Source organism: Spirosoma areae (assembly GCF_054781775.1).
In genome coordinates this window covers 108,699-134,013 of sequence record NZ_BAAGTT010000045.1, presented here as the reverse complement: position 1 = coordinate 134,013, position 25,315 = coordinate 108,699, and the positions used below count along the sequence as shown (strand labels likewise).

The window sequence follows — 25,315 nt, the reverse complement described above, 5'->3', positions numbered from 1 at the left end:
AATCAGCCAGAATCGTTTTGTAGACTTATTTGCCTTATTTATCTGTTCATCGGCTTAACTTACTTCCTGCTCAATCAGTTACGATAAATGAGCGGGAAAGCCCCGCGCCTTCAGGCTGGGGATGAAAGCGACAGCCGACAGGCTAAGATATATTAACATTAAGGCTTGTTTTTGTTAAGAGTTTGTGTTATCTTAGGGGTATGCTTCGTGCCTACCGATATAGATTGTATCCCGATAAGGCCCAAACTGAGTTGCTTAATAAGCATTTTGGTTCGGTTCGGTATATCTACAATTGGGCTTTAGGCATTAAGACGCAAGCCTTTCAAGTTGAATCCAGAACCGTTAGCCGGTTTGAATTGGATAAGCAAATGACGGGCTTAAAGACGGAACTCGACTGGCTGAAAGAAATTAATAGCCAGTGCCTACAGGCAGCACTTAGAAACCTTGATTCAGCATACACCCGTTTTTTTCGGGAGAAAAAAGGGTTCCCTCGTTTCAAATCAAAGAAAGATAACCGGCATAGTTTCCAGTGTCCCCAAAACGTAAAAGTTGACTTTGGATCGCAAACCATTCAGATGCCAAAAATTGGCAAGGTCAGGTTTGTCTGTAGTCGGACGTTCACTGGAGAGGTAAAGACGGTAAGTGTGTCCAGGACCGCAACAGGTAAGGTATTTGCATCGGTACTGGTTGAAACGTCTGACATACTACCAACTAAGGCCCCGTTACTCCAATCAAATGCTGTAGGTATTGATGTCGGCCTAAAAGAGTTTGCTACCCTCTCAACAGGGGAAACCATTGCTAACCCCCGCTTCCTGAAGAAGTCGCTAAAGAAACTCAAACGGCTCTCCCGTCAGCACAGTAAGAAGAAAAAAGGCAGCGCTAACCGTAACAAATCCCGTATCCGGTTAGCTCGGCAACATGAAAAAGTAACCAACCAACGGAACGACTTTCTCCACAGGGTTTCTACCCGAATAGTCCGTGAAAGCCAAACGGTCTGTGTAGAAAAGCTCAACATTTCCGGCCTGATGAAGAACCACAAACTTGCCCGTGCGATAGCCGATGTGAGTTGGGGTAACTTCGTTTCCATGCTGGAATACAAATGCAACTGGCAGGGAAAGAACCTTATTAAAATCGGACGCTTTGAGCCAAGTTCCCGGCTCTGTACGTGTGGCATGATTAACCGTGACCTGACCCTGAAAGAGAGGGTTTGGACGTGTGGTAGTTGTGGCACGACCCATGACAGAGATATTTTAGCGGCTAACAACATCGTTCGGTTCGCGTTTGTTAAACAAAATTTAGTAGGGCTGGATAAACCCGAACTCACGCTTGATGAGACTGACAGTAGTTGGTCGTTGACTCAAGAATCCCCTCGCCTTTAGGCAGGGGAGTATCAATCTAATCAACTAACCATCAAACACACATGAAAATCATCTTTATTGCCGGTCTGTCGTTCGTGATGTCATTATTGGCCTACATCAGGCCCGCTTCAAAACCTGAAGAAGTCAGCATTCCCCTCTGCCATGCACCGCGTTCGGCGAATGATATGGCGTTATTAGCCGCTAATCCGGCTTTTCAGCAATTACACGCCAATCCCCTGCCCTTCAGCTACATGGGTGCGGGCGAGATGATTAAATTTTCAACGCCCGATGGGCAGTCGGCCAATGGATTCCTGCTGAAAGCGAAGAAACCGTCGAATAAGTGGCTGTTAGTGTATCAGGAATGGTGGGGCCTCAACGATAACATCAAGCAGCAGGCTGAAGTGTTTTACAATGACCTGAAGGACGTGAATGTGCTGGCGGTGGATATGTATGACGGTAAAGTAGCCACCGACCGCGCCGAAGCCGGAAAGCTGATGGGTGCGGCCAGTAAAGACCGGCTGGGCAGTATTATGAAGGGAGCCATTGCGTATGCAGGACCAAAGTCAGAATTTGGCAGCGTTGGCTGGTGCTTTGGCGGAATGCTCTCGCTGCAATCGGCCATGCTGGAAGGCAAACAGGCGAAAGGCTGTGTCATGTATTATGGTCGGCCCGAGCAGGATGTGGATAAACTAAAGACACTCGAAACGGATGTTCTGGGCATTTTCGGGAGCCGCGACAAAGGCATCACGCCAGAGTCGGTAAAGCAGTTTGAAGACAATATGCAGAAAGCGGGTGAAAAAGTGACCGTGAAAATGTACGAAGCGGACCACGGTTTTGCCAACCCCAGCAACCCTATTTACGATAAGCAAGCCGCTACCGACGCCTATAAATTGGCCCTGGCCTACCTGAAAGAAAAGCTGAAGGCTTAAATGGTCGGGACAGACAAGTTTACGAAAAGGCCTGATCACAATTGTGATCAGGCCTTTTCGTAAACTTTACGCAATTTTTAAACGTTTTTATTAAACGATATTCGTTAACCGTTGTCTAACAGCAAATAGGTTGACGACTAAACAGAGTTGATTATGAAAACGATAAAACTCATGCCTTTGCTAACGGCTGGCTTATTGGTTGTGCTGTTGGCAAGTTGTGGCCCTTCGTATGTAAGCACCGGTGTTGGGTATGGCCCCCGCCCTAATTATGGTTACGGCTACAGTCCATATGGCTACTCACGCCCTTACGGATACTATCGACCACCGGTTGTAGTTGCTCCGCCGGTTGTTGTTCGGCCAAGATACTACACACCATCACCGCGTCCGCGTTACTACAACAGTCCAAATGCCCGTAGCGGGTACCGTAATGGCTATGGCAGCAGTAACGGTCGTTCCCGCGGGCCTCGTTAATGTCTGATGTTCTCCATTGCGCCGGGTTTTAACCCGGTGTAATGGAACATCAATAACCAATATGTTGAGCATAATTGCCCGATTCAACTATTGGCTTGGCTTCAGTCGGTAAATTGTAGAGATATACCCAACAATCGGCGATTTGCTCATTAAACTGAACGGGAACGATGGCCCGCACAAATTCGGTAGGATGCTCAAAGCCCTCGCCAACGCCTTCATAATAATCCAGATAGGTTAAAATAGCGGCTTTTTGATTGCTGATGTCGAATACCGTGCCGCACACATGGGCAGCGCAGGCTTCCTGATAAATAGCGCCCGGATAGCTGCCCATATCGAAAACCTGTCCTGTAAAAGTACCTTCGCCCACACAACGGCCCCGTTGCCGCAGGTATTGAGCGAACAAATTGTCGAAGGGGGGGCGAAGGGTGCCGTAGACAATCAGAAAGTCAGGATTTGGAGTCATCTAATAAAAATAGCTGGCGGGATGACGAAAGTACTAAATTTGTCGTTATAGAGAACAAACAGCTTAGGTTATGAAACGGACAAAAGTACTTCTGCTGGTGGCGGCATCACTCATGCTGGTCGACTTGCCCGTCGAAACAATAGCGTCGAGTAGTACGAACACGATGGAAGTATCGGCCATTGGTCGTAAACGAAAAGGCTACAAAGCGAAGCGTGGTGGCCTCTTCAACACAGGTCTTTTCCGTAAGAAGAACCCCTGCGGCTGCCCGAATCATTAACCTATTGTTAAGAAATTGTATTTATATCAGAGTCAGGCCCTTAGATGGGCCTTTTTTCGTTTTATTAGTTGTAAAATACTGTGATTTAACTTAAAATTTCGTACCTTTGCGGTTTGAAATAGCAGTAACAGACTCTGGCTGTTACACGTCAAATCAACATCTCAACAACCAGAGATTGTCAATGCTTAAATTTGTATGCAATCAATTCGCAATATAGCCATCATCGCCCACGTTGACCACGGCAAAACGACCTTAGTCGACAAAATTATTCATGCCTCCAAACTCTTTCGGGACAATCAGGAATTCGGCGACCTGATTTTGGATAGCAATGACTTGGAGCGCGAACGGGGAATTACCATCGTTTCCAAAAACGTATCAGTTCGGTATAAAGACGTTAAAATCAACATCATCGACACACCAGGCCACAGTGACTTCGGCGGTGAGGTTGAGCGTGTGCTGAAAATGGCCGACGGCGTTTGTCTGCTGGTTGATGCCTTTGAAGGCCCAATGCCCCAAACACGTTTTGTGCTGAGCAAAGCCCTTCAATTAGGTCTTAAGCCAATCGTGATTGTGAATAAGGTCGATAAGGAAAACTGCCGCCCCGACGAGGTGCATGAGCAGGTGTTCGATCTGATGTTTAACCTCGGCGCTACCGAAGATCAGTTGGATTTCCCGACCGTCTATGGCTCGTCGAAGCAAGGCTGGATGGGCCCCGACTGGAAAACCCCGACCGACAACATCACCTACCTGCTCGATACCATTGTTGCTACCATTCCGGCATCGCCGATGAATGAAGGGTTGCCGCAAATGCAGATCACTTCACTCGACTATTCAACCTTCGTCGGTCGGATTGCGATTGGGCGCGTGCATCGTGGAACGCTGAAAGAAGGAGCCAATATGGCGCTCATTAAGTCGGATGGCTCGGTAAAGAAAGTGAAGATTAAGGAACTCCAATCTTTTGAAGGACTCGGCAAAGTGAAAGTAGCCGAAGTTGCCTGCGGTGATATTTGCGCCGTAACAGGTCTGGAAGAGTTTGAAATTGGCGATACCCTGACCGACGTTGAAAACCCGGAAGCGTTGCCCCGGATTTCGGTGGATGAGCCAACAATGAACATGCTGTTCACCATCAACACGTCGCCGTTTTTTGGTAAGGAAGGTAAGCTTGTTACCTCTCGTCACCTGCGCGACAGGCTTTATAAAGAAATTGAGAAAAACCTGGCCCTGCGCGTAGAAAATACGGATAGCGAAGACCGGTTCTTAGTTTATGGCCGGGGTATTCTGCACTTGTCGATTCTGATTGAAACGATGCGTCGGGAAGGCTACGAATTGCAGGTTGGCCAGCCACAGGTGCTCTATAAAGAAGATGAAAACGGTAAAAAGTTAGAGCCAATAGAAACTCTCGTGGTCGATGTGCCGGAAGAAACCGCCGGAAAAGTTATCGAACTGGCTACTCAGCGCAAGGGCGAACTGCTGGTTATGGAGCCGAAAGGCGATTTGCAGCACCTTGAGTTCGAGATTCCATCCCGTGGCCTGATTGGCCTGCGGTCGAATGTGCTGACGGCTACCTTTGGCGAAGCGGTGATGAGCCATCGGTTTAAAGAGTATCAGGAATATAAGGGACCAATTGCGGAGCGGATTAACGGGTCGTTGATCTCGATGACCAGTGGTCAGGCAACGGCTTATTCAATCGATAAACTTCAGGATCGTGGGGTGTTCTTCGTTGAGCCGGGTGATGAAATTTATACAGGCCAGGTCATTGGCGAACATAACCGGCAGAACGATATTGTTGTCAACGTACAAACGGCCAAGCAGTTGACCAACATGCGGGCTTCGGGTTCGGACAACAACGTGAAAATTGCTCCGAAAATCACGTTCTCGCTCGAAGAGTGTATGGAATACATTCAGAAAGACGAGTATCTTGAAGTGACACCGAAAGCGTTACGGATTCGCAAAATTTTCTTAGACGAAAACGAGCGGAAACGCAACCAGAATAAATTTGCAATGGCCTAAGGCTTTTGCATATAAGCCACAAAAAAATCCCCGGCGAATATTCGCCGGGGATTTTTTGTGTAACCTCATTTAGATATCAAAAAGGAACGTTTGCTTTACTAAGAATAGACTTGTCTAATCGAAACGCAAACGTGGGACTCGGTTTTATGGGCATCGCCATTGGCGTTATGGCATAAGCAGAGTTAGCTACTGGTGGATTTGCTGCCACATAGTGGGCTTGCAGACGAATGTAGTTGTAGCCTGCTATAAATAGCGCAATACCAACTACAGTCGGAATGTATTTTTTCATATCGTGGAGTATGTATGTTAAGTCAATTAAAAACTAAATCCCATTCTAAAATAAAGCCGGTTATACGACCGGTACTCAATTTGCGACAGCACCTGAACCCCATCGACGGACGCTGTGTGCCGGGCTTGCTGGTGTTTGTAACCCGCGCTAATCACAAACCCGGTTCCGTTGCCTTTGTTTATCCGCAAACCAACTCCCGGACTCCATAACCAACCCCCTTTCAGTTCGCTTTCGTGCGGATTTGGCCCCGCGATGGCGTAACCACTTTCCAAACTATAAAAAGGCGTAAGCCGTTTTGTGCGCCCAAAAATGTCGCCCTGAATGGCGGCTGCTATCGGCAAAAAAGCGGAGTTGTTGTAATAATCAACGCCTAATGCCAGCCCCGCTACAAGCTGTGGCTGAACGGTATAACCCGCAAATGTATGAATTGTTAGACCAATTCTGTTTCCAGCGCCCCGTATCGGGGAATAGTTATAGTAGTAGGGCGAATAAACATAATCGTAGTAAGGGTAGACAGTGGGTGGGTCGGGGCGTACCCGTCCCATCTGAACACCCATTTCAACTGTCGCTTTCCAGCGACTAACTTTGGCTGGCCCCGTCTGTGCATGGACAAACTGAGTCAGCAGGGAGAGAAGCAGACATAGGCTGATTTTCATGGCGTAGAGACAGGTTAGTTGGGTTGCCTGGCGGCTATTTTACTCAGTAAGCGAAGGTCGTTTGGGTTGGAATAATCATACTGATACAACCCATCCTTACCAATCGTCAGCAGCACTTTAGCGAGTGGAATCACATCGAACGCATTCACATTAGCGAACGTTTGCCGAGTTTTTATATCAAGCGGATTCGATGCATCGAACACGCTCAGCCCATTGTTTCCCTGGCAAACAAACAGCGTTGGGTAGTCGATGCCAATCCCGTAGGGCGTATCGACCGGGTACGATTTTTCTACCTTGGGCGCGGCTGGATTGCTGATGTTTATGACATCGAGTACATCCTTCGTTCCCGGAACCCCACAGGTGCTCGTACCACGCAGGGTGACATACGCATAGTTCTCATGGACCACAACCGGATCGCAGGAGCGAACGTGTGAAAAGGCCGAAATCTGTTTAGGTTCGGCAGGGCTGCTGATGTCGTAGATGTACATGCCTGTTGTTGTACCGATATACAAATTGTTACGATACGGAAAAATCGTTTCAACATTCCAGTTCAGATTAGCGGATTTTCCTTTTACAGGCTTGGCCGGGTCGGTGATGTCGAATAATTGCAGGGAGGAATTATTGACCACATAAAGCTGGTTGTTCGAGATGGCAAACCGGGCCATCGAGCCGCCAACGCCGGTTGTTGGGGCTGTAGAGCTACCACTTTTAACACTGTTGTAGGAAGCCGCATCGGCGAAAGCGAGGGTTTCATAATACCGGCCAAACCACGCGATTGGGATCAAATACGGCAGTACATTGAATGAGCCTTCACAATCGGTCTTGACCGTTTCGGTCGCGATTTCCTCGAGCTGGTCATTAATTTTCATACCCTGCTTATCGTATGACCAGTACGTGCGGCCCACCCGGCCATTCTGAAAGCCGGTTTCGGTGCGGCTCACTTCCTTAATCGCCGTTGGGTTGCTGATGTCCAGCGCAACCAGGTCAATGTAGCTGTCGGCGTAGAGGATATTATTCCGAACGGCCACATCCACATTACCCGGAATACGCAGAAACGAAATTGCTTTCGGATTGGCAGGATTGCTGTTGTCAAAAACGTGAATACCCTTTTTGATTTCAACAATAAAGAGGTAAGTATCCTTGACGTACAGCTTGCCGGGTTCAATCAATTCCTGGGGCGCACCCGACGAAACCGCCTGCCGCAAATCGGACAGGTTTAGTTGAATCGACGTGTATTTTCGGTACGTCCGTACCTGCTCGCAGTTGTCGGTGCAACCGGTCAGGTAGAGCAACGGTAGCAGTAACAGGAGTAAATGAGTTTTCATAGACGGTGATGATTATTGGATAAAGGCATGACTCTGCCCTGAACAAAAGCGTTGGAAATTGATGAAAATAAAATTGCCCGGCTGTCCTGATTACGGCCGGGCAATATTGAATCTTACACAAAAAGGGCAATTTATTGTCGTTGATAGGCGTAGGTCGAACCGTCGGCAATGACTGCGTCACGGGGGATTCGTTCGGATAAGTATAATTTTTTATTGACCAGCCGAAAGGATTGCTGGGTCGTGTCTTTCGCAAAGTAAATAACCCCTTCAGTGCTTCCGCCTGCGGGAAACGAAAGCGCGTAATGACTGGTTTGTAAAGGCAGCCCGTTGCGGACCTGCCGATAGGTGCCGCCGTCTACAAAACCATCAAATGATAGTGTTTCTGCATATCCTGCTTCAGCGGCTGTGACCGTTTTTTGCGTTAAGCCATACGTAATGTTAGTCAGCATCCAGTCTCCTGCAAGTGGCGATGCTGGATAGACGCAGCCGCATACGCGTTTTTCGCAACTGAAGGCTAATAAAACCAGAACGACAGCCGATAAAGCAATGCGTGCACGATTCATGACTATTTCACTTTTTCGTAAACCAACACATGAGGTTGATCGCCACCATGATACAGCCGAAGCCGGGTAGTATTGGTGATTTCATAGCGGGCAACCGCTTTCAGATTACCAAAATAGCTTTGCTCAAACCGCATCGCTTTCGGGTCTCCAGCAATGTCAGTATTTACCAAATCATCGGCGGACAATAACCCATCAAGCGTAGCAAACAGCCGGACCGTGTAGGTATTGACCGACGATTTCCCGCTGGCATTGAACGGGGTAATGTCCTGCGGAGGATTGCGCGTATCGTAGGCAAACTCCAGCGTTACGTTGTAGGTTGAATCTGGTTCAACAAGCCGCCATGTGCCCACCAAAGCCGAAATTTTAGGCGCGACAACAGATTCTCTCTGACGACCACATCGGGTCATTAGCATCAGTACGAGTACTGTACCCACTGCGGTACGCGCAATTCTAAAAAGGTTCATAAAATGCGTTCATAGACCAATACACCCGGCTGCGTTCCGCCATAATAGCGCCTGAATCGCTTTGTACTGGTCAGTTCATACCGGTAAACGACCCGCAAGTTGGCGAAATAGCCAGGAAATTCAGCAGGACCGCTATGCGCGTCAACAACCACGTTCTTATGAATTCGTTAACGTTGGGTCGGCAATTTTGCCGATGAACAAAACCGTGCCGGATGTTTTCTCGTGAATGACAACTACAAATGGTCGGTTACAGAGCGTTGGCATTGGGGCCGAAGTTACCGAAATCTCTCCCGTTGTAACGGCGGCTGCTTCGGTTCCTTTTTCATCCACAGCAACAAAGGTATTCTGCTTAATGAAACTAAGGGTCAGTCCGCCTTTCGCATTTATCTTCGTGAAGTCGGCCCCGTCGGTAAAGGCAGTTGGCATTCCCATATCACTCAGCACGTTGTTCAGCTTGATTTCGTAACTCAGCGAGAATTTTGGCAAACCAATATCAGCCATTCCCTCGGTCATGTCCTTCTGCAACTGGCTCCAGTCGGCTTCGGTCAGGGTAGTCAGCAGCGTTTCGGGCGATGAATTTTCGGCGGGCAGCAGCACCGTCATGGCGTATTTCGGCCCGCCGTTGCGGTCAGAGCCATAGGGCAATTCAAACGCCGTGTAGGCAGGCCGGAACGCCCGACGCAGTTTTGCGTTTAGCCGCATCATCCGAACGGTTTTCTCTGCGCCCGACGCCGGTTTGAACAGGGCATCGATGGTTTCTTCGGGTTTAAACTGCGTTTTCCAGTCGCCTTTGAAATAGAGCGCGTTCATCAGGAACATGACATTTTCAGGCTTAATCTCGTCGATCACTTTCGGGATTTTGCCGTTGGTTTTCTGACTGGCCCAGCCGTTAATTTTTAAGAGCGTTCCGGCGGCATCGTTGAAATCCTGCGCCGATAGTTCCGCCTTAAAGGCCTGCTTCAGAACATTCTGAAAGGGCGTCTCAACCGAAAACGTGTTGCGGTACCACACCGAATTTGCCAGCGCGAGTGTAACCTTCGGGTCGTCGCCGGGCAGGTTTTCCATCAAATTCTGATAGGTTTGGTTGGCTTCGGCCAGCGTTTGGGCATCTAAGTTCAGCGTTTTCTGAATTTCCTGAGCCGTAGCGCCGTTAGCCCCGTTCAGAATCATGCCTAAGGCGATGTGCAGGCTAAGTGGGGAAACAAACATGTTTTTCGCCCGGCCTGGATTGGCTTTCCCTTCTGCCGTGCTTACCCGTTTGGCCATATCAAAGGCAAACTGAGTGGTTTGGCCGGCAAACGGAACCGATACCCGCAACTCGCTGGCAGTGCCGTCGGGTGTAGTGCTTATATCTGTTTTTTTACAGCTTAAAGTCGTCAGCAAAATACCGGCTGTTAGTAGTGTTAGGGTCGAAAAAAGAGTCGTTTTCATAACCTTGATGCATTAAAAGTGATAGTCTACGCCAAAACTCATACCGGCTGACGTTGGGCGGGTCTGCACCTGCGAACCCGACTGAGTACCTGCGCCCAGCGAAGGCTGGTAAATTCCCGCCAGCGAAGCCGACCACTGACGCGAGGGACGATAGCGCAACCGGGCCCCCATTGTTGCGGCTAAGGAAACCGGCTGATAAACCCCATCTTTGCCCGTGACAACGACAGCATCACCAACAGTATTACGGACGAAAATATTGGTCAGAAAGCCACCCAGTAGTGCCAACCCTAATCGCTTGCGGGGTCGCAACTGGTAACTCACCTGAACGGGCACCTGCATGTATTGATAATCGTTGGACAACGTCTGCTGCACCCGGCTGTCGTAGCTGTTTGTTACCTGATTATAATTGTTCGCTGCTAAATAATCGGCGGCTGCCTGCAATGAAGCAGTCGATTTAGGGCTGATACTGTTCCGCAGCGCATCAACGTATAAATTACTGGCGACACTGGTTTGACTGATGCCTGTGGGCAGCATTGACGCCAACGCTGACTGAACGGGCGTTTCAATCGTTGAACGGCCTGCCAGATACCCAACCCCCGACTCCACGGCCCAGTGTTCGCTTAGTTGAATACCGGCACTCGCCTGATACGCTACCGAAAAATCGGCCCGGCTATTGACCTGCGGTTGATTTGCAACGGATGACTTTACCGAAGCTGCGAAACCAGTAGTCTGAATGGCCTGCGCCGATTGAAGCGATACCATCGGATTGAACGATCCCGGCATCACGCTCAGCGATGCCCATTTCTCTTTTTGGTCGTGTTTGACGTTGGGCATCTCCGGTTCTACAGACGTCTCGGCGGGCCGGAACCAAACAATTCGCTGAATCACCAGCGGTTCACGTAGCCGCAACGGTTTTCCGGCCAATCGCTCAAAACTAATCGGCGCGTTTAACCGTGATTGGGAGTTAACGGGATAATCGCCCTGTGGCTGATTTGTACTGAATGAAACCATAGCCACCCGGCTAACTGAGGAAGTCGGTTGTGCGATAGACGCTGAGTTTGTCAGCAAGGGCGCCAGGGTTGTCAGCATCGGTTTGTCAGTTGCTGATTTTTGCTGGTCAATCTTCTGATCTACAGTAGCCAATGCGCTGGCTCTCGGCACTTTACCAGCAAAAACTGGTTCTGATCCCAAACGAGTCGGGCGGGCCTGAACCCGGTTTGGCTTAGAAGAGACGACAACCGCTTCGGTCGGTTGTTTTGTCGTCGGGATAACCGCAACCTTTTCCGAATAAATCGGGTTTGCTGGTGCTACCGTTTCGGTTGGGCTGGTTTGGTGAACCCGCGCTACAGATTGATTTTCCGGCTGCGAATGAATAACCCACCAGCCGACAAGCAACAACGTTACCGCAGCCGCTAAACCGGCTCCCCAGGTGAAGGCCCGCGACGAAGCTAATCCTAACCCCCATAAGGGTAAAATTTTGGGTCCGTCAGATTCGTCTAACCGACGTTCAATGGCATTCCAAACGCGGGGTGGGGGCGTTTCGGAAGCTTCGTCGAACGCCTTCCGCCAAAAATCGTCTGGTCTGTTTTGGTCTAATTCATTCATTTCGTTTCTCATAAGGGGCGGCCCATAGCAGGATGCCCATCTGCTTGTAGTTTTTGCTGTAGAAGGCCCCGTGCGCGGGCATATTGCGATTTGGACGTTCCCTCGGCGATGTCGAGCATTTCGGCAATTTCGGGGTGATTGTATCCTTCAATAGCATACAGATTAAATACCGTCCGGCAGCCTGGGGGAAGTTCCTGAATCAGTTGCAGGAGGTATTGATAATTCAACTGAGGCAAACTTTCGTCGGCCTGCGGCAGGATTGGAGCCAGTTCCTGTATGTCGGCCGTGTGCTCCCAGGGTTTCTGCTTTCGCAGCGATTTCAGGGCGGTATTAATCACGACACGCTTCAGCCAGGCTTCCAGGGGGCACTCAAACCGGAACGAGTCGATATGCCGGTAAATCTTCACAAACGCATCCTGCAACACATCTTCCGCATCATCCGGGTCTTTTATATAGCGTTTACAAACGACAAAGAGCTTCCCGGCAAACCGCTCATAAAGCTGTCGCTGCACAATCCGGTCCTGCCGTCGGCATCCTTCAACTAATTCGTATTCATCCCGCATAGCAACGTTGACAATCCCATGACCCTAACAAAAAACAAACGGTTGGAAGCCGCACAAAAGTTTTCAGAGATTGTCAGGAAAAAATAGTACATACTAAAAATAATATAGTATTAACCGGGTATTTTACAGAAACGTATCTTTGATAGTTCTTGTCCAGCTTGTAGAGCGATTGTAAAAAAAGGCTGCTCCCCCATCTGAATCTTTTCTAAAAATAAGCTATGAATCGTCGTAACGCGATACGCTACTCGTTGGGGGCAGGCCTGACGGCCCTTACTTACCCTGCTTTAGCAACGCTACCTAACTCATCTGCCCGGTTCAAAATTGGGGCCTGCGACTGGTCGATTGGTCCGGCGGGCGACATCAACAGCTTTGCAATGGCAAAAAAAATTGGTCTCGATGGGGTTCAGGTTAGCCTGAATACCAAAGCTGACCACGACCACCTGCGTCGGCCTGAAAAGCAAAAACTGGTCAGCGAAACTGCCAGCCATGAAGGTGTCGCCATCAGTGGTCTGGCCATCGGCTTACTCAATGAGATCCCCTACAAATCCGACCCGCGCACCGAGCAATGGGTGCAGGACAGCGTCGATGTGGCTCACGCCCTGGGTGTAAAAAACATCCTGCTGGCTTTTTTTAGCAACAATGATTTACGAAACGACCCCAAAGGCACTCAGGTCGTCATTGACCGACTGAAGGCCGTTGCGCCCAAAGCCGAAAAAATGGGCGTAGTTTTGGGTATCGAATCGTGGCTGTCGGCCCCTGAACTTGTAGCCATTATGGAGGCAGTTGGGTCGCCGGCCGTGAAAGTTTATTACGACGTTTGCAACTCATCGGTGATGGGGTACGACATTCATAAAGAAATTCGGATACTGGGTAAAGAGCGAATCTGTGAATTTCACCTGAAAGAAAACAATTTCCTGCTCGGTCATGGCCAGGTCGATTTGACGAAAGTACGGCAAACGCTCGATGCCATCAGCTACACGGGCTGGCTGCAACTGGAAGGCGCCGTGCCTAAGGGCAAATCGGTACTGGAAAGTTATATTGAAAACAACAGGACCGTTCGGTCGCTGTTTAGTTGACACTTTTTTGTCCTGCTGACGAAGCCGGGCCACCGGAGTGGAAGCACCTTAACGTATCCCAACAGTTAGCAAAGAAAAAGATGCTTCCGCTCCGTCGGCCCGGCTTCGTCAGCAGGACAAAAAGTACGCATTTGTAAAACTTAAACAAGGTCACTGGTAAGGCCTTACCGGCCACGTTTCCGATACAATTCTATTTATGAAAAAGATTCTCTCCTTAAACCCGCTCCCTTTTGCTCTTACAACGGCGGGCTTCTTATACCTGGTCGGTCAGCCACAGCCGCATTTCGGGCAATTAGGGCGCATCCAGCCAGCGGAGCAGCATAGCGTTGTGGTTCGTGACGATTCAAATACGCTCTATCTGCCCAACGACCTCGAAGCCACCCTCTGGGCCGAAGCTCCGATGTTCCATAACCCGACCAATATGGACATTGATGCTAAGGGGCGGGTCTGGATTACCGAAGCCGTTAACTACCGCAAGTTCAATAACAAACCCGAAGAGCGGCTTAATCACCCTGAAGGCGAGCGGGTTATGATCCTGACGGATACCGATGGGGATGGCAAAGCCGACGACAGTAAGGTATTTGTGCAGGACCCTGATTTGGTGTCGCCCCTTGGTATTGCCGTTATCGGCAATAAAGTCATCGTTTCCTGCGCGCCAAATCTGGTTGTGTATACCGATGAAAACGGCGACGATAAGCCTGACAAAAAAGAAATCATGCTGACCGGCTTTGGGGGCTTAGACCACGACCATTCGCTTCATGCCGTCGTTGCCGGCCCCGACGGAAAGTACTATTTCAACACCGGGAACGCCGGTCCGCACATCGTCACTGATAAAGATGGCTGGACGCTCCGGTCGGGCAGTTTGTACGTGGGCGGGACTCCTTATAACAAACTCAACCACGGCAATCAGGTCAGCGACGATGGGCGGGTCTGGACCGGCGGCATGGCACTACGCATCAATCCCGATGGCTCAGACCTGAAAGTGATGGCCCATAACTTCCGCAATAACTACGAAACCGCATTGGATTCTTACGGGAATATGTGGCAGAACGACAACGACGACCAGGTGGTTGCCTGCCGAACGAGCTGGCTTATGGAAGGCGCTAATGCTGGCTATTTCAGCAGCGATGGTACCCGCTACTGGCAGGGCGACCAGCGTCCGGAGCAGCCCATTCCGGTAGCCCACTGGCACCAGGAAGACCCCGGCATAATGCCCGCGGGCGACATTACCGGGGCTGGTTCGCCAACCGGTATGGTGATGTATGAGGGCGATGAGCTCGGCCCGCAATACCGGGGGTTGCTCCTGAGCGCCGAGGCTGGCCGGAATGTGATTTTTGGGTATAAGCCGGAACCATCGGGGGCGGGCTATCGACTGCCGCGTACCGATTTCATTAGTACGTTTCCCGAAGTAGATGCCAATTACAAATGGAATGACGTTGATAATGATAAACGAAAGTGGTTCCGACCCAGCGATGTTACCGTAGGCACCGATGGAGCCATCTACATTGCCGACTGGTACGACCCCATCGTGGGGGGGCATCAGATGCAGGATCACAAAGGGTACGGCCGTATTTATCGCGTTACGCCCAAAGGAAAGAACCTGAAAGCGCCCAAAATAGACCTCCACACTACGCAGGGGCAGATTGCCGCGCTGCTAAACCCCGCCGTGAACGTCAGGCTGTTAGGCTTTGACGCCCTACGGGCACAGGGTGGAAAAGTGGTTGAGCCGGTTATGGCGCTGCTGTCATCGGCGAACCAGTTTCACCGGGCGCGGGCTATTTTCCTGCTGGCTCATCTGGGGTCCGAAGGGCAATTTGAAGTCGAGCGGCTGCTGAAAGCCGTTGATGCCCCCGTCCGAATGGCCGCCCTGCGTGCCCTGCGAAGCATTACACCCGCAAACTCTAAATCGAACCCGGCCCTTACTGCATCGCAGCGGGCCTTATTGCCGCTCCTCGGTAATTTGTCAACCGACCGCAACGCGGCTGTTCGCCGTGAGGTGGCCATTGCTCTGCGCGACGTGCCGTACAGCGAGTGCCGGAATATACTCCTGAATTTAGTGAAAGGCTACGACGGGCAGGACCGCTGGTATTTAGATGCGCTCGGTCAGGCGGCTGATGGGAAAGAAGAAGCCTTGTTTTTTGACCTGCGCCCGACCATGCCCGAAAACCCGGCTGACTGGGACCTGCGAACCGCCAACCTTATCTGGGAACTTCATCCGCCGTCGGCAGTGCCCCTGTTGAAGAAGCGGGCCGAAAATCCTTCGCTCGCGGCTGATGCCCGGCGGCAGGCCATCGTCGCACTGGGTTTTATAAAGACCCTGCCAGCCGCAAAAGCAATGGTCGATTTGTCGAAATCGGCGGATAAATCTATTGGCGACCAGGCAACGTACTGGATGGGTTTCCGGCGCGGAAACGACTGGGCAACCTTACTGAACTGGGAAGAGGTCATGCCAACAAAAATTTCGATGGAAGAACAGAAAATGCTGTCTAAGCGGCAAATTCTAATGGATGAGTACAAATCCGATTCCGAAAAACGCAAAGTAGCCCTCGAAATGGCCCGCGATGCCGAAGGGGGCAAGATTCTGGTTGGCCTGGCTGCCGATAAAAAACTATCCGACAAATTAATTAAAGCAGTATCGGCTACACTGCTGAAAAACCCTGACCAGACGGTTCGGACGATGGCGAAGGAGTTTTTCTCAGCCAAAACGGAAAGTTCTCCTGAGACAGAAACGAATACTATTGCAACGGCGCCAACACAAACGGCCAATTCTGAAGCTACTGCGTCAACAACCAGCGATGCACCCGCTACAGGCAGTTCAGACCCGGCCATTGCCCAAATTGCCATGCTGACGGGTAACGAGCAATCCGGTCGCGCGGTTTTTAAAACGAACTGTGCAACCTGCCACCGCCACGGTCAGCAGGGAACAGACGTTGGACCAGAATTGACCAAAATTCATCAGAAGTTCGACAAGAACAGTTTGCTGGATGCCATTCTACACCCCAGCGCCGGTATTGCGTTTGGCTACGAGCCCTGGCTCATTACCACTAAAAAAGGCCAGACGTTCTATGGCTTTTTGGTGAGCGATGGTGAACAAACGGTGGTGGTGAAAGGCGTAACGGGTCAGAAGCACACCATTCCCGCGAATCAGGTTTTTTCGCGGAGGCAGTACAAAACAAGCCTCATGCCCGACCCGACAGCGATGGGTCTCAAACACCAGCAATTAGCTGATTTAACGGCGTTTTTATTGAAGCAGTAAAGGGGAGTTTTCCACAACGGAGCCGGTTAACAGACTGGCCCTATTTATGAGGTCTGTTCTGTGAAAAACAAGCTTAAACTTAAATGAAGTTCTTTTAATAATTGTGTCCGGCGATGTTCGTACTGCTTTAACGATAACGCCAGTAACGAATCTGACGGGTGTTTAACCTGCATCTGCCGGTGGTTAGCCAGCAAACGATTTAATTCGCCAAGTTCGGCAACTAACGTATCTGGATGACGAGGGTCCTGCATATCAATCGTTGTTTATCAGTTCAACAATTCCACGCGGATTATCTTGCCGGTCTTTCATTAAAAAGCCTTGCCAATAAGCCATAGATGGAAGCGTAATTGCCTCATACCGTTCATCTGTTGTCGGGTAAACAGCGATTAAATGACCGTCAACCTGGTAGGTATCTCGGGAGCCACCAAGTAGCAGGTAAGGCATCAATATGTCAATAGTAAGCTCCAGGTTTTCATTGAACACAATCAAATTTACACAATCTATATCATTGGGGTCTAATTTATTGCTAATAAAACTACCTCCGAGCCATTGCTGGACCGGTCGAGCTATTAACTGTTTTAACTCATCAATATAGTTTTTGAAATAGTTATACAGAACAGGACGTTTCGTTGATTCAGGAAAAGCTGTTACGAAGTAACTATCAACTTCAGGTAACGTTAGCCGAATACGCTTGTAAGGAGTAACATTGCCGTTTTGGTCATAAGAAATCATGGTCAAAAATACAACCAAAACGTAGTCAATTAAACCCTTCTGCCCAAACCAGAGTCATAGTCGCGAACGTTGTGGAAAAACAGGATTCTTTTCATCTATCCCTGCAACTGTCATTCGCTCGAAAACTATGCATCCGTTTCTGTCTGTTTTTTTTATCCTGATGGCGTTGGCGGCTTCAGCGCAAAATCGCCAGCCCGATTATGCCCGCGACTGGAAACGCGCCGACTCGCTGGCAGCTAAGGGCTTACCGAAGTCGGCGTTAGCCATTGCCGACCGGATTTACACCGAAGCCAAAGCCGCCCGCAATTACCCGCAGGTGGCCAAAGCAGCGATGCACCGGATGATTTTTCGGAGTTATTCGGATGAGGACGCCTATGTAGCACTGATTCGCTCCCTGCACGCCGACATTGCCGAAACACCCGAACCGGCGCGGGCCGTGTTGCAGTCGGTGCTGGCCGATGTCTATTGGCAGTATTTTCAGCAGAACCGCTACAAATTCTATGACCGGGCCACGGTAGGCCGGGCCACGATAGGAAAGGCCGCTCCGGCAACTTCCACACCCGATAAACCCGGCAAACCCGCCGACTCAACGGCCGACTTTACCACCTGGGATGCCCGTCAGTTGGTCGATGCCGTGACATCGGCTTATTTAGCTTCGGTTCAGAATAAAGCTCTCTTGCAGAAAACGCCGATTGCCGAGTACGACGCCCTGCTCGAAAAAGGCGATTCCGATGCCCGTCCGCTACGCCCAACGCTCTACGACCTGCTGGCGCACCGGGCCATTGGCTTCTTCCAGAATACAGAACCTGACCTGCTGAAACCGGTTTTTAAATTCGAATTAGACCAGCCTGATTACTTCAGCGGACCGGAAGCGTTTGCCAAACTAACCATTCAAAGCCGCGACTCGCTGTCGGGTAGTTTTCAGGCATTGCTTCTGTATCAGCAACTACTGGCATTTCATCTGGCGGGGAATAATCCCGATGCGCTGGCCGACGTCGATGTACTGCGGCTGGCGTTCATACACCGGCGCAGCGTTGTGCCTGAGCGCGACTCACTATATCGGCAAATACTTGAAAAACAGGCTATCCAGGTTAAAAACCAGCTTGCTGAAGCCGTATATGCCTACGCATTAGCGGAGTTTTTGGCGAACAACGGACAACGAAACCAGCCTTATGGAGATGACGGCGAACCAACATCGGACCTGACTCCGCCCGGCCCGTCGCGCTGGAACCGCAAACAGGCCGCCGACATTTGCCGGGATTTGATGAAACGCTTTGCGAAAACGCTGGCTGGTAAGCAGGCCAATCAGTTGTTAAACCGATTACTGTTGCCATCGTATTCGGTACAGGTTGAGCAGGTCAATGCGCCGGGGCAACCGTTTCGGGCATTGGTGAATTATCAGAATGTCAATGCGTTGCAGTACCGGCTTGTTCGGCTGAGCACATCGGAGATGCAATCCTATCGCGATGAACTCGGCAACGACGACCAGCGGAAACGGCTGTTTAGTCGATGGCTGAAGCGGGAGAAACAGGCTGAGAACAACAGCACCCTCCCCGACGATGGGGATTTGAACAATCATTCGGTCGAGATACCACTCTCAGGATTACCCGTTGGCCACTATGTTTTGCTGGCGACACGAGAAGGTAAATTTGGGGAATCAACCGAATCGGTTCAATATGCAGCTTTTACCGTATCGGCGCTGGGCTACATGGTCCTGCCTGCCAATGGTACGGAGACAACCTCAACAGTTTTGGTCGTGAATCGTCAAACAGGTGAACCACTGAAAAATGCACAGGTCGCGCTGGGGAGTACTACGTCACTATCGTGGCTTACGAGATACAAGCCGTTGAAAACTGACGGTAACGGCTGGGCTAAAATACCAGTAAGCGATATGCCTCAGCAAACCGCATTTTACTACCTGATAACTTCGGGGAATGATACACTCCTAACTGACCAGCAGTATTATTATAAGTACAACCAGAACCGTTACGAAGAGCAAACGCAAATAATGGCAAAGCTCTTCACCGACCGGGCCATCTACCGACCCGGCCAGCCAATTTACGTGAAAGGGCTTCTGTATGAGGGTAAAGCCAATCAGTTTGGCGTTGTCACCGACCGGGAAGTTGCTGTCGAACTGCTCGACCAGAACGGCGAACGCGTTGCCCAGCAAACCCTGAAAACAAATGAGTTTGGCACGTTCACCGCCAATTTTACGGCTCCCGCAGGGCGATTGACCGGCCAGATGACCCTGCAAACACCGTTTGGCAGCACCAGCATCCGAATGGAGGAATACAAACGCCCAACGTTTGAGGTCAAGACTAAACCCATAAAGCAGGCGTTCAAATTAAGCCAGACTGTTGCGCTGACTGCCGAAGCCAAAACCTTTGCCGGTGCGGTCGTCGATGGGGCCGACGTTCGGTATCGGGTCACGCGCCGACTCCGCCCCCGGTGGGATTATTGGTGGTACAGGCCGCGCAATACGAACCAGGCCGAAATCGCCAGCGGAACAACCCAAACCGATGCAAAAGGTGCTCTAAGCCTTTCATTTACCGCCGTTCCCGACCGCGAACAGGCCCGGCAGGATAATCCGATTTTTGATTTTGAGGTAACGATTGACGTAACCGACCGGGCGGGCGAAACACGCAGCGCCACGCAAACCCTTCGCATTGGCTACTCCGCGCTGCAAGCCAACCTGAGCATTCCGGCGCAGGTGCCGACCGATAAACCGGCAACGTTTCCGCTACGGATTACAAACCAGTCTGGGGAGAAAGTAGCCGCCAAAGGCCAGTTGACTATCTCCAGACTGCAGCCGCAAAAACGCCCCTTGCGGAATCGATTATGGAATCGGCCAGACCGCCAGTTCCTGAGTCGGGCCGAATTTGAAAAGCTGTTCCCGAACGATTTATATGCCAACGAAAATGACCCGCGTTCGTGGCCCAAAGGCGAACAGGTGCAGCAGCAGGCCATTAGTGGAGCCGACTCATTAATCAACGTTGACGTAACTCGTTACACCCCCGGAGAATACGTTGCTGAACTAACCGTTACCGATTCGACCGGCGTCGCGTCGCCCGGCGAAACGGCGAAAGAACGCGTGTTTTTTGCCGTTGTCAATGATAAACAGCCAACAGCCTCGGCCCGGCCCGACAACTGGATGCAGGTCCGCAAGGCATCCGCTGAACCCGGCGGGGAAGCCGTTTTCTGGGTTGGGAATAGTCTGCCTGGCTGGGTGCTGATGACGGTGGAGCAAACCCACAACATCGTTCGGCAGGAGTGGCTGAAAACCGACGGTCGTCCCCGGCGGGTGGCCTTACCCGTTTCCGAGAAACAGCGGGGCGGCTTTGCCGTGCACTTCGCGATGGTGCAAAACGGTCGGCTCTACCAGAAGTCTCAGCCGATTACGGTGCCGTTCACGAACAAGCAACTCACCATCGAAACAAAGACGTTTCGCACCAAACTCAAACCCGGCGAGCGCGAAGAATGGACGCTGACAGTCAACGGTTTAGGTAAACAACCTGCCGAACTGGTAGCTACGCTCTACGATGCATCGTTAGACGTTTTCGACAAGCTCGACTGGCCAACTGAATTTTATCAACCTTATTCACCGTCTTTTTACGGCTGGCAAACGCGCAGTTTCAGCGCCCAGTTGAGCAATTCTCTATTGTATCGGTACCGCCCCGAAGCCGCTGTGCCGATACGAAAGTATGACCAGTTAACAGGCGGCCAGAGAGGGTCAATCGTGCGGATACGTGGCAGACGCGATATGACCGGGTCAGTAGCTAAAATGAGTATGAGCCGGTCAGCGGCTGCCCCCATGCAGGATGCTGCCGGTGGAGCTGCCGTAGTTGAACTACAGGAAGCTGTTGCTTCCGAAGAACGGGTAGGCTATGGCAAAAGCGAGAAAGCCGTTGAGGCCGACAAACCGAAACCAACGCAAGCCCTATTAATCAACCCCCGCCGAAATTTTAACGAAACGGCATTTTTCCTGCCGCAACTCAAAACCGATGAGCAGGGGAGGGTGGTGCTTAACTTTACGATGCCGGAAGCCCTAACACGCTGGCGACTGCTCACCTTCGCGCACACAAAAGACCTGAAAATTGGCACGCTTGAGCGCGAAATTGTTACGCAGAAAGAATTGATGATAACGGCCAACGCGCCCCGTTTCCTGCGCGAAGGCGACACAATTCGGCTCACGGCCCGCGTTAACAACCTCACCGAAAAGTCGCTTTCGGCAACGGCCAGTCTTGCCCTGCTCGATGCCCTCACCGGCGAACCCATCAATCAGAAACTGACAACTGCCGGTTTACAATCGTCCGTAACCATCGCGCCCGGTCAGAGCCAGACTGTTGGCTGGACGCTTATTGTTCCGGCGGGTCTCGAAACCGTAACCTGCCGCCTGACCGCTCAATCCGGCAACTTTACGGATGGAGAAGAATTTACCGTTCCCGTGCTACCAAACCGGATGCTTGTCACCGACACGCGCCCATTTTGGGTTAACGGCCGCGAAACGAAAGAATTCAGGCTGAAAGAACTCACGAATCTAAACCCTGAATTGCCCGTTCAACACGAGCGGCTAACGGTTGAGGTGACGGGTAATCCGGCCTGGTATGCACTGCAATCGTTGCCGTACCTGATGGAGTACCGCTACGAATGCGCCGAGCAATTATTTAGCCGCCTGTATGCCAACAGCTTAGCCGCTCATATTGTGGGCAGCAAACCCGCGTTTAAGCAGGTAATTGCCGAATGGCAGAAAAACCCGCCCAAAAGCCCGCTTCAGACGAACGAAGAACTGAAAGCCGTTGCGTTGGAAAATTCACCCTGGTTAGCCGATGCCCGCTCCGAAAATGAGCGTCAGGCCAAATTAGGCCAATTGCTCGATGCCAACCGGATGGAATCTGAACAACTTCGGGCGTTTCAGAAATTAGAGCAGTTGCAAACAGCCAATGGCGGTTTTCGGTGGTTTGGCGGGATGGAGCCGAACTTGTCGATGACGTTGCATATTCTGAGCGGATTTGGGCATTTGCAGAAGTTAGGCGTTCATTTCCCGGCAGAGATACAAGCCAATTTGGGCGACATGCAAACCAACTCCATTCGTTATGTCGATGCCGAAATGAAGCGATGGATTGACGAAGAAAAGCAGAGGAAAACAAAAAGTGTCTGGTATTTTTCGGCGACGCAATACCTCTACGCCCGCAGTTTTTACCTTAATAAGCCAGTTGATCAAGCCGTACTGACCTATCTGAAACAGCGCGTTGCCGACGAATGGACTAAACAAAGCTTACAGGGACAGGCATTGTCGGCAATGGCACTCAGCCGGTTTGGCGATGCGAAAACAGCGAAAGGCATCGTGAATTCCATGCGCGAACGGTCGCGAAAATCCGAAGAGTTGGGTATGTACTGGCCTGATAACCAAAGTGGCTTGTACTGGTATCAAACACCCATTGAAACGCAGGCGTATCTGATTGAAGCCTTTGGTGAAATCAATCCGGTTTCGGCAGAAGTCGACGATATGAAGCGCTGGCTCCTGCGGCAGAAACAAACCCAATCCTGGTCATCGACCAAAGCCACGACCGAAGCCATTTATGCCTTGCTCCTGCGCGGCAGCGATTGGTTAAGCACGGGCGTAACGACGCAGGTGAGCTTGGGCGGTCAGTCCATCGAGAGCCGCGTGACAAAAACAGAGACCATCACGGGCTACCAGAAAGTGACCTATGCCGCTGCCGAAATCAAGCTGGAGATGGGTGTTATCCAAATCACGAAAAAGGTCGATGGACCGGCCTGGGGCGCATTATACTGGCAGCACTTCGAGCCGCTGGACCGGGTCATGCCGGGTAGTGCGGGGCTATCCGTTCAGAAATCCCTGTATGTGCAGCGCGATTCACCAAGCGGCCCTGTCATTACGCCTGTTGCCTCCCAAACGTCTCTTAAACCCGGCGACCTCATCAAAGTTCGATTGGTGCTGAAAACCGACCGGGCAATGGAGTACGTTCACCTGAAAGACAGCCGGGCATCGGGTTTCGAGCCAGTAGCGGCTTTGTCGGGCTACAAGTATCAGAACGGGCTGGGTTATTATGAATCGCCCCGCGATGCCAGTACCGATTTCTTTATGAGTTACCTGCCCGTTGGTACGCATGTGTTCGAGTATGACCTGCGCGTAGCCCAAACCGGCGATTTCTCGGCGGGCGTTGCTACCGTACAATGTTTCTACGCGCCGGAGTTTTCAGCCCACTCGGCCGGTGAGCGGGTGAAAGTGAAGTAAGATAAACGTGTGTCGGCAGCGTGGTGTCAGCTTTGAGAACCTGACACCACGCTGCCGACACACGTTTATCTAAACAACGGCAATTGCTTCTAACTCAATATTCAGCCCATAATGCAGTGTTGAGCAGGGCACAACCGACCGGGCCGGACGATGGTCGCCAAAAAACCGGGCGTACACCCGATTGACTTCGCCCCATGTACTAATGTCTGACACGAAAACCGTAACTTTCAACACATGTTCGCGGGTGCTTCCGGCGGCTTGCAGAATAGCGTCGAGATTCGCCAAAATCTGCTCGGTTTGCTCCGTAATGGTGGCATCAGTAAGCTTTTCGCCGGTGGGTGTAATCGGTAAAATGCCGGAAACAAATACCAGTTCGTTATGCACAAGCGCCTGCGAATAGTGCCCTCCCGGTGCGGGCGCATTTGTCGTGTCAATGAATGTCATGGTATTTTTATAGCTAATGTCCAAAAGCGGCAAACGCCACATCTTCGGGACATGGCGTTTGTTAGTTAAAAGCAGGTTTAAACAATGGCGTCGATAAGAGCGGTCACTATCGACACAAGAAAACTAAACAGCAGGGCGGCAATGAAGCCTGATACATGAAAACCACTAACTAAATAATCGGTAAGGTAGACCATCAACACATTGATAATCAACAGAAATAGACCAAGTGTGATGATTGTAATTGGAATCGTCAGAATTGTCAAAATCGGCTTAATAAATGCGTTTAGCAAACCCAGCACAACAGCAACGATAAGGTAAGTGGCAGGCCCGCCCGTAACGCTGATACCCGGAATAAACATACTGGCTACGTAAACGGCCACAGCACTAATAAGAATGCGAATGATGATACCCATATAGTGAAGGAGTTAAATTTTTTTGTCATTCCGAGGCACGAGGAATCTTAAAGCTGACCTAACGAATAAATAAGATAGTTTAAGATTCCTCGTGCCTCGGAATGACAAACTCAGTAGCGAAGTTATTGTTTGACGTGTCGGCTTTGCAAGACAGCCACAATAGCATCTAAATCCATATTTTTTTGCTCCAGCAATACCAGAAAGTGGAAGAGCAGGTCGGCGGCTTCGCCTTTGAAGAGGTCGTCGTTATCGTCTTTAGCTTCGATAACTAACTCAACGGCTTCTTCGCCTACCTTCTGGGCGATTTTATTGATGCCCCGGTTGAATAGCGTTGTCGTATATGACTTTTCGGACGGGTTAATCTTCCGGTCGTGAATAATAGCCTGTAAGTAGTTGAGAAACTGGGCGCGGCCCTGATTGACTTCATCAAAACATGTATCGGCTCCGGTATGGCAAACCGGCCCGGCGGGGTTCGCTTTAATGAGCAGCGTGTCGCCATCGCAGTCCACTGAGATTTCCTGGACGTGGAGGAAGTTGTTTGAGGTTTCGCCTTTTGTCCACAGCCGCTGTTTGCTCCGGCTAAAAAACGTGACGATGTTCTCGGAAACGGTTTTTTCGTAAGCCTCGCGGTTCATGTAGCCGAGCATCAGGACTTTACCCGTTTCGGCATCCTGAATTACAGCCGGAAGGAGACCATCAGGCGATTTGTCGAAATTTAGTTCGGAATTCATGCT

At 50.7% G+C, this 25,315-nt stretch carries 22 protein-coding genes; 8 read left to right on the top strand and 14 right to left on the bottom strand.

The annotated features are described in order from the left end of the window. The first annotated feature begins 200 nt into the window (after window positions 1-200). The 3 genes from ACYVI1_RS27830 to ACYVI1_RS27820 all read left to right on the top strand — a co-directional run bounded on the left by ACYVI1_RS27830 (window position 201) and on the right by ACYVI1_RS27820 (window position 2,758). Complete coding sequence (locus ACYVI1_RS27830; RefSeq protein ID WP_460914559.1) at window positions 201-1,379, top strand: RNA-guided endonuclease TnpB family protein; 1,179 nt, start codon at window positions 201-203, stop codon at window positions 1,377-1,379. A gap of 41 nt (window positions 1,380-1,420) precedes the next feature. After that, window positions 1,421-2,287: a dienelactone hydrolase family protein gene (locus ACYVI1_RS27825; protein ID WP_460914557.1), complete on the top strand. Its 867-nt coding sequence runs from the start codon at window positions 1,421-1,423 to the stop codon at window positions 2,285-2,287. A gap of 153 nt (window positions 2,288-2,440) precedes the next feature. Beyond that, window positions 2,441-2,758 carry a hypothetical protein gene (locus ACYVI1_RS27820; protein ID WP_460914555.1) on the top strand — a complete coding sequence of 106 codons (318 nt, stop codon included), beginning with the start codon at window positions 2,441-2,443 and terminating at the stop codon, window positions 2,756-2,758. A 49-nt stretch (window positions 2,759-2,807) separates the two neighbouring features. Here ACYVI1_RS27820 and ACYVI1_RS27815 read toward each other — a convergent pair whose 3' ends face one another. After that, window positions 2,808-3,221: a gamma-glutamylcyclotransferase family protein gene (locus ACYVI1_RS27815; RefSeq protein ID WP_460914553.1), complete on the bottom strand. Its 414-nt coding sequence runs from the start codon at window positions 3,219-3,221 to the stop codon at window positions 2,808-2,810. Window positions 3,222-3,291: 70 nt separating this feature from the next. Here ACYVI1_RS27815 and ACYVI1_RS27810 point away from each other — a divergent pair, with 70 nt between their 5' ends. Both ACYVI1_RS27810 and typA read left to right on the top strand, forming a co-directional pair. Beyond that, entirely contained in the window at window positions 3,292-3,498 is a 207-nt protein-coding gene (locus ACYVI1_RS27810; protein ID WP_460914550.1) for a hypothetical protein, read from the top strand. A 195-nt stretch (window positions 3,499-3,693) separates the two neighbouring features. Next, window positions 3,694-5,508, top strand: coding sequence for a translational GTPase TypA (gene typA, locus ACYVI1_RS27805; RefSeq protein WP_460914548.1), 1,815 nt, complete (start codon window positions 3,694-3,696; stop codon window positions 5,506-5,508). A 76-nt stretch (window positions 5,509-5,584) separates the two neighbouring features. Here the strand turns inward: typA and ACYVI1_RS27800 are convergent, their stop codons facing one another. The 8 genes from ACYVI1_RS27800 to ACYVI1_RS27765 form a co-directional block, all read right to left on the bottom strand. Continuing rightward, window positions 5,585-5,797, bottom strand: coding sequence for a hypothetical protein (locus tag ACYVI1_RS27800; RefSeq protein WP_460914546.1), 213 nt, complete (start codon window positions 5,795-5,797; stop codon window positions 5,585-5,587). Between the two features lie 26 nt (window positions 5,798-5,823). Beyond that, window positions 5,824-6,453, bottom strand: coding sequence for a hypothetical protein (locus ACYVI1_RS27795; RefSeq protein WP_460914544.1), 630 nt, complete (start codon window positions 6,451-6,453; stop codon window positions 5,824-5,826). A gap of 14 nt (window positions 6,454-6,467) precedes the next feature. After that, window positions 6,468-7,778 carry an LVIVD repeat-containing protein gene (locus tag ACYVI1_RS27790; RefSeq protein ID WP_460914542.1) on the bottom strand — a complete coding sequence of 437 codons (1,311 nt, stop codon included), beginning with the start codon at window positions 7,776-7,778 and terminating at the stop codon, window positions 6,468-6,470. Window positions 7,779-7,909: 131 nt separating this feature from the next. Beyond that, window positions 7,910-8,341 (bottom strand): hypothetical protein, encoded by a 432-nt coding sequence (locus ACYVI1_RS27785; RefSeq protein ID WP_460914540.1) that lies wholly within the window; start codon window positions 8,339-8,341, stop codon window positions 7,910-7,912. Window positions 8,342-8,343: 2 nt separating this feature from the next. After that, on the bottom strand, window positions 8,344-8,805 hold the full coding sequence (locus ACYVI1_RS27780) for an META domain-containing protein (RefSeq protein WP_460914538.1): 462 nt from the start codon (window positions 8,803-8,805) through the stop codon (window positions 8,344-8,346). A 156-nt stretch (window positions 8,806-8,961) separates the two neighbouring features. Beyond that, the gene (locus ACYVI1_RS27775; protein WP_460914536.1) at window positions 8,962-10,236 is read right to left on the bottom strand and encodes a serpin family protein; all 1,275 of its coding nucleotides are present in this window, start codon (window positions 10,234-10,236) and stop codon (window positions 8,962-8,964) included. Window positions 10,237-10,248: 12 nt separating this feature from the next. Then, a complete protein-coding gene (locus ACYVI1_RS27770) occupies window positions 10,249-11,841 on the bottom strand; it encodes a hypothetical protein (RefSeq protein ID WP_460914534.1) in 1,593 nt (530 codons plus the stop codon). Window positions 11,842-11,849: 8 nt separating this feature from the next. Next, window positions 11,850-12,404 carry an RNA polymerase sigma factor gene (locus ACYVI1_RS27765; RefSeq protein ID WP_460914532.1) on the bottom strand — a complete coding sequence of 185 codons (555 nt, stop codon included), beginning with the start codon at window positions 12,402-12,404 and terminating at the stop codon, window positions 11,850-11,852. Window positions 12,405-12,622: 218 nt separating this feature from the next. On the opposite strand from ACYVI1_RS27765, the gene ACYVI1_RS27760 reads away from it, so the two are divergent. Both ACYVI1_RS27760 and ACYVI1_RS27755 read left to right on the top strand, forming a co-directional pair. Then, complete coding sequence (locus tag ACYVI1_RS27760; protein WP_460914530.1) at window positions 12,623-13,480, top strand: sugar phosphate isomerase/epimerase family protein; 858 nt, start codon at window positions 12,623-12,625, stop codon at window positions 13,478-13,480. A gap of 196 nt (window positions 13,481-13,676) precedes the next feature. Further along, complete coding sequence (locus tag ACYVI1_RS27755) at window positions 13,677-16,736, top strand: PVC-type heme-binding CxxCH protein (protein WP_460914528.1); 3,060 nt, start codon at window positions 13,677-13,679, stop codon at window positions 16,734-16,736. Window positions 16,737-16,780: 44 nt separating this feature from the next. On the opposite strand, the gene ACYVI1_RS27750 is transcribed toward ACYVI1_RS27755, so the two are convergent. After that, window positions 16,781-16,987 carry a hypothetical protein gene (locus tag ACYVI1_RS27750; RefSeq protein ID WP_460914526.1) on the bottom strand — a complete coding sequence of 69 codons (207 nt, stop codon included), beginning with the start codon at window positions 16,985-16,987 and terminating at the stop codon, window positions 16,781-16,783. A 1-nt stretch (window position 16,988) separates the two neighbouring features. Beyond that, window positions 16,989-17,468 carry a DUF6932 family protein gene (locus tag ACYVI1_RS27745; protein WP_460914524.1) on the bottom strand — a complete coding sequence of 160 codons (480 nt, stop codon included), beginning with the start codon at window positions 17,466-17,468 and terminating at the stop codon, window positions 16,989-16,991. A gap of 127 nt (window positions 17,469-17,595) precedes the next feature. Between ACYVI1_RS27745 and ACYVI1_RS27740 the strand changes: the two genes are divergently transcribed. Continuing rightward, window positions 17,596-23,724: an alpha-2-macroglobulin family protein gene (locus ACYVI1_RS27740; protein ID WP_460914522.1), complete on the top strand. Its 6,129-nt coding sequence runs from the start codon at window positions 17,596-17,598 to the stop codon at window positions 23,722-23,724. Between the two features lie 69 nt (window positions 23,725-23,793). Here the strand turns inward: ACYVI1_RS27740 and ACYVI1_RS27735 are convergent, their stop codons facing one another. From ACYVI1_RS27735 to hisIE, 3 genes are all read right to left on the bottom strand, one after another. Beyond that, complete coding sequence (locus ACYVI1_RS27735) at window positions 23,794-24,168, bottom strand: RidA family protein (RefSeq protein ID WP_460914520.1); 375 nt, start codon at window positions 24,166-24,168, stop codon at window positions 23,794-23,796. A gap of 77 nt (window positions 24,169-24,245) precedes the next feature. Further along, window positions 24,246-24,581 (bottom strand): phage holin family protein, encoded by a 336-nt coding sequence (locus tag ACYVI1_RS27730; protein WP_460914518.1) that lies wholly within the window; start codon window positions 24,579-24,581, stop codon window positions 24,246-24,248. 122 nt (window positions 24,582-24,703) lie between these two features. Further along, a complete protein-coding gene (gene hisIE / locus ACYVI1_RS27725; RefSeq protein ID WP_460914516.1) occupies window positions 24,704-25,312 on the bottom strand; it encodes a bifunctional phosphoribosyl-AMP cyclohydrolase/phosphoribosyl-ATP diphosphatase HisIE in 609 nt (202 codons plus the stop codon). Between the last annotated feature and the right edge of the window lie 3 nt (window positions 25,313-25,315).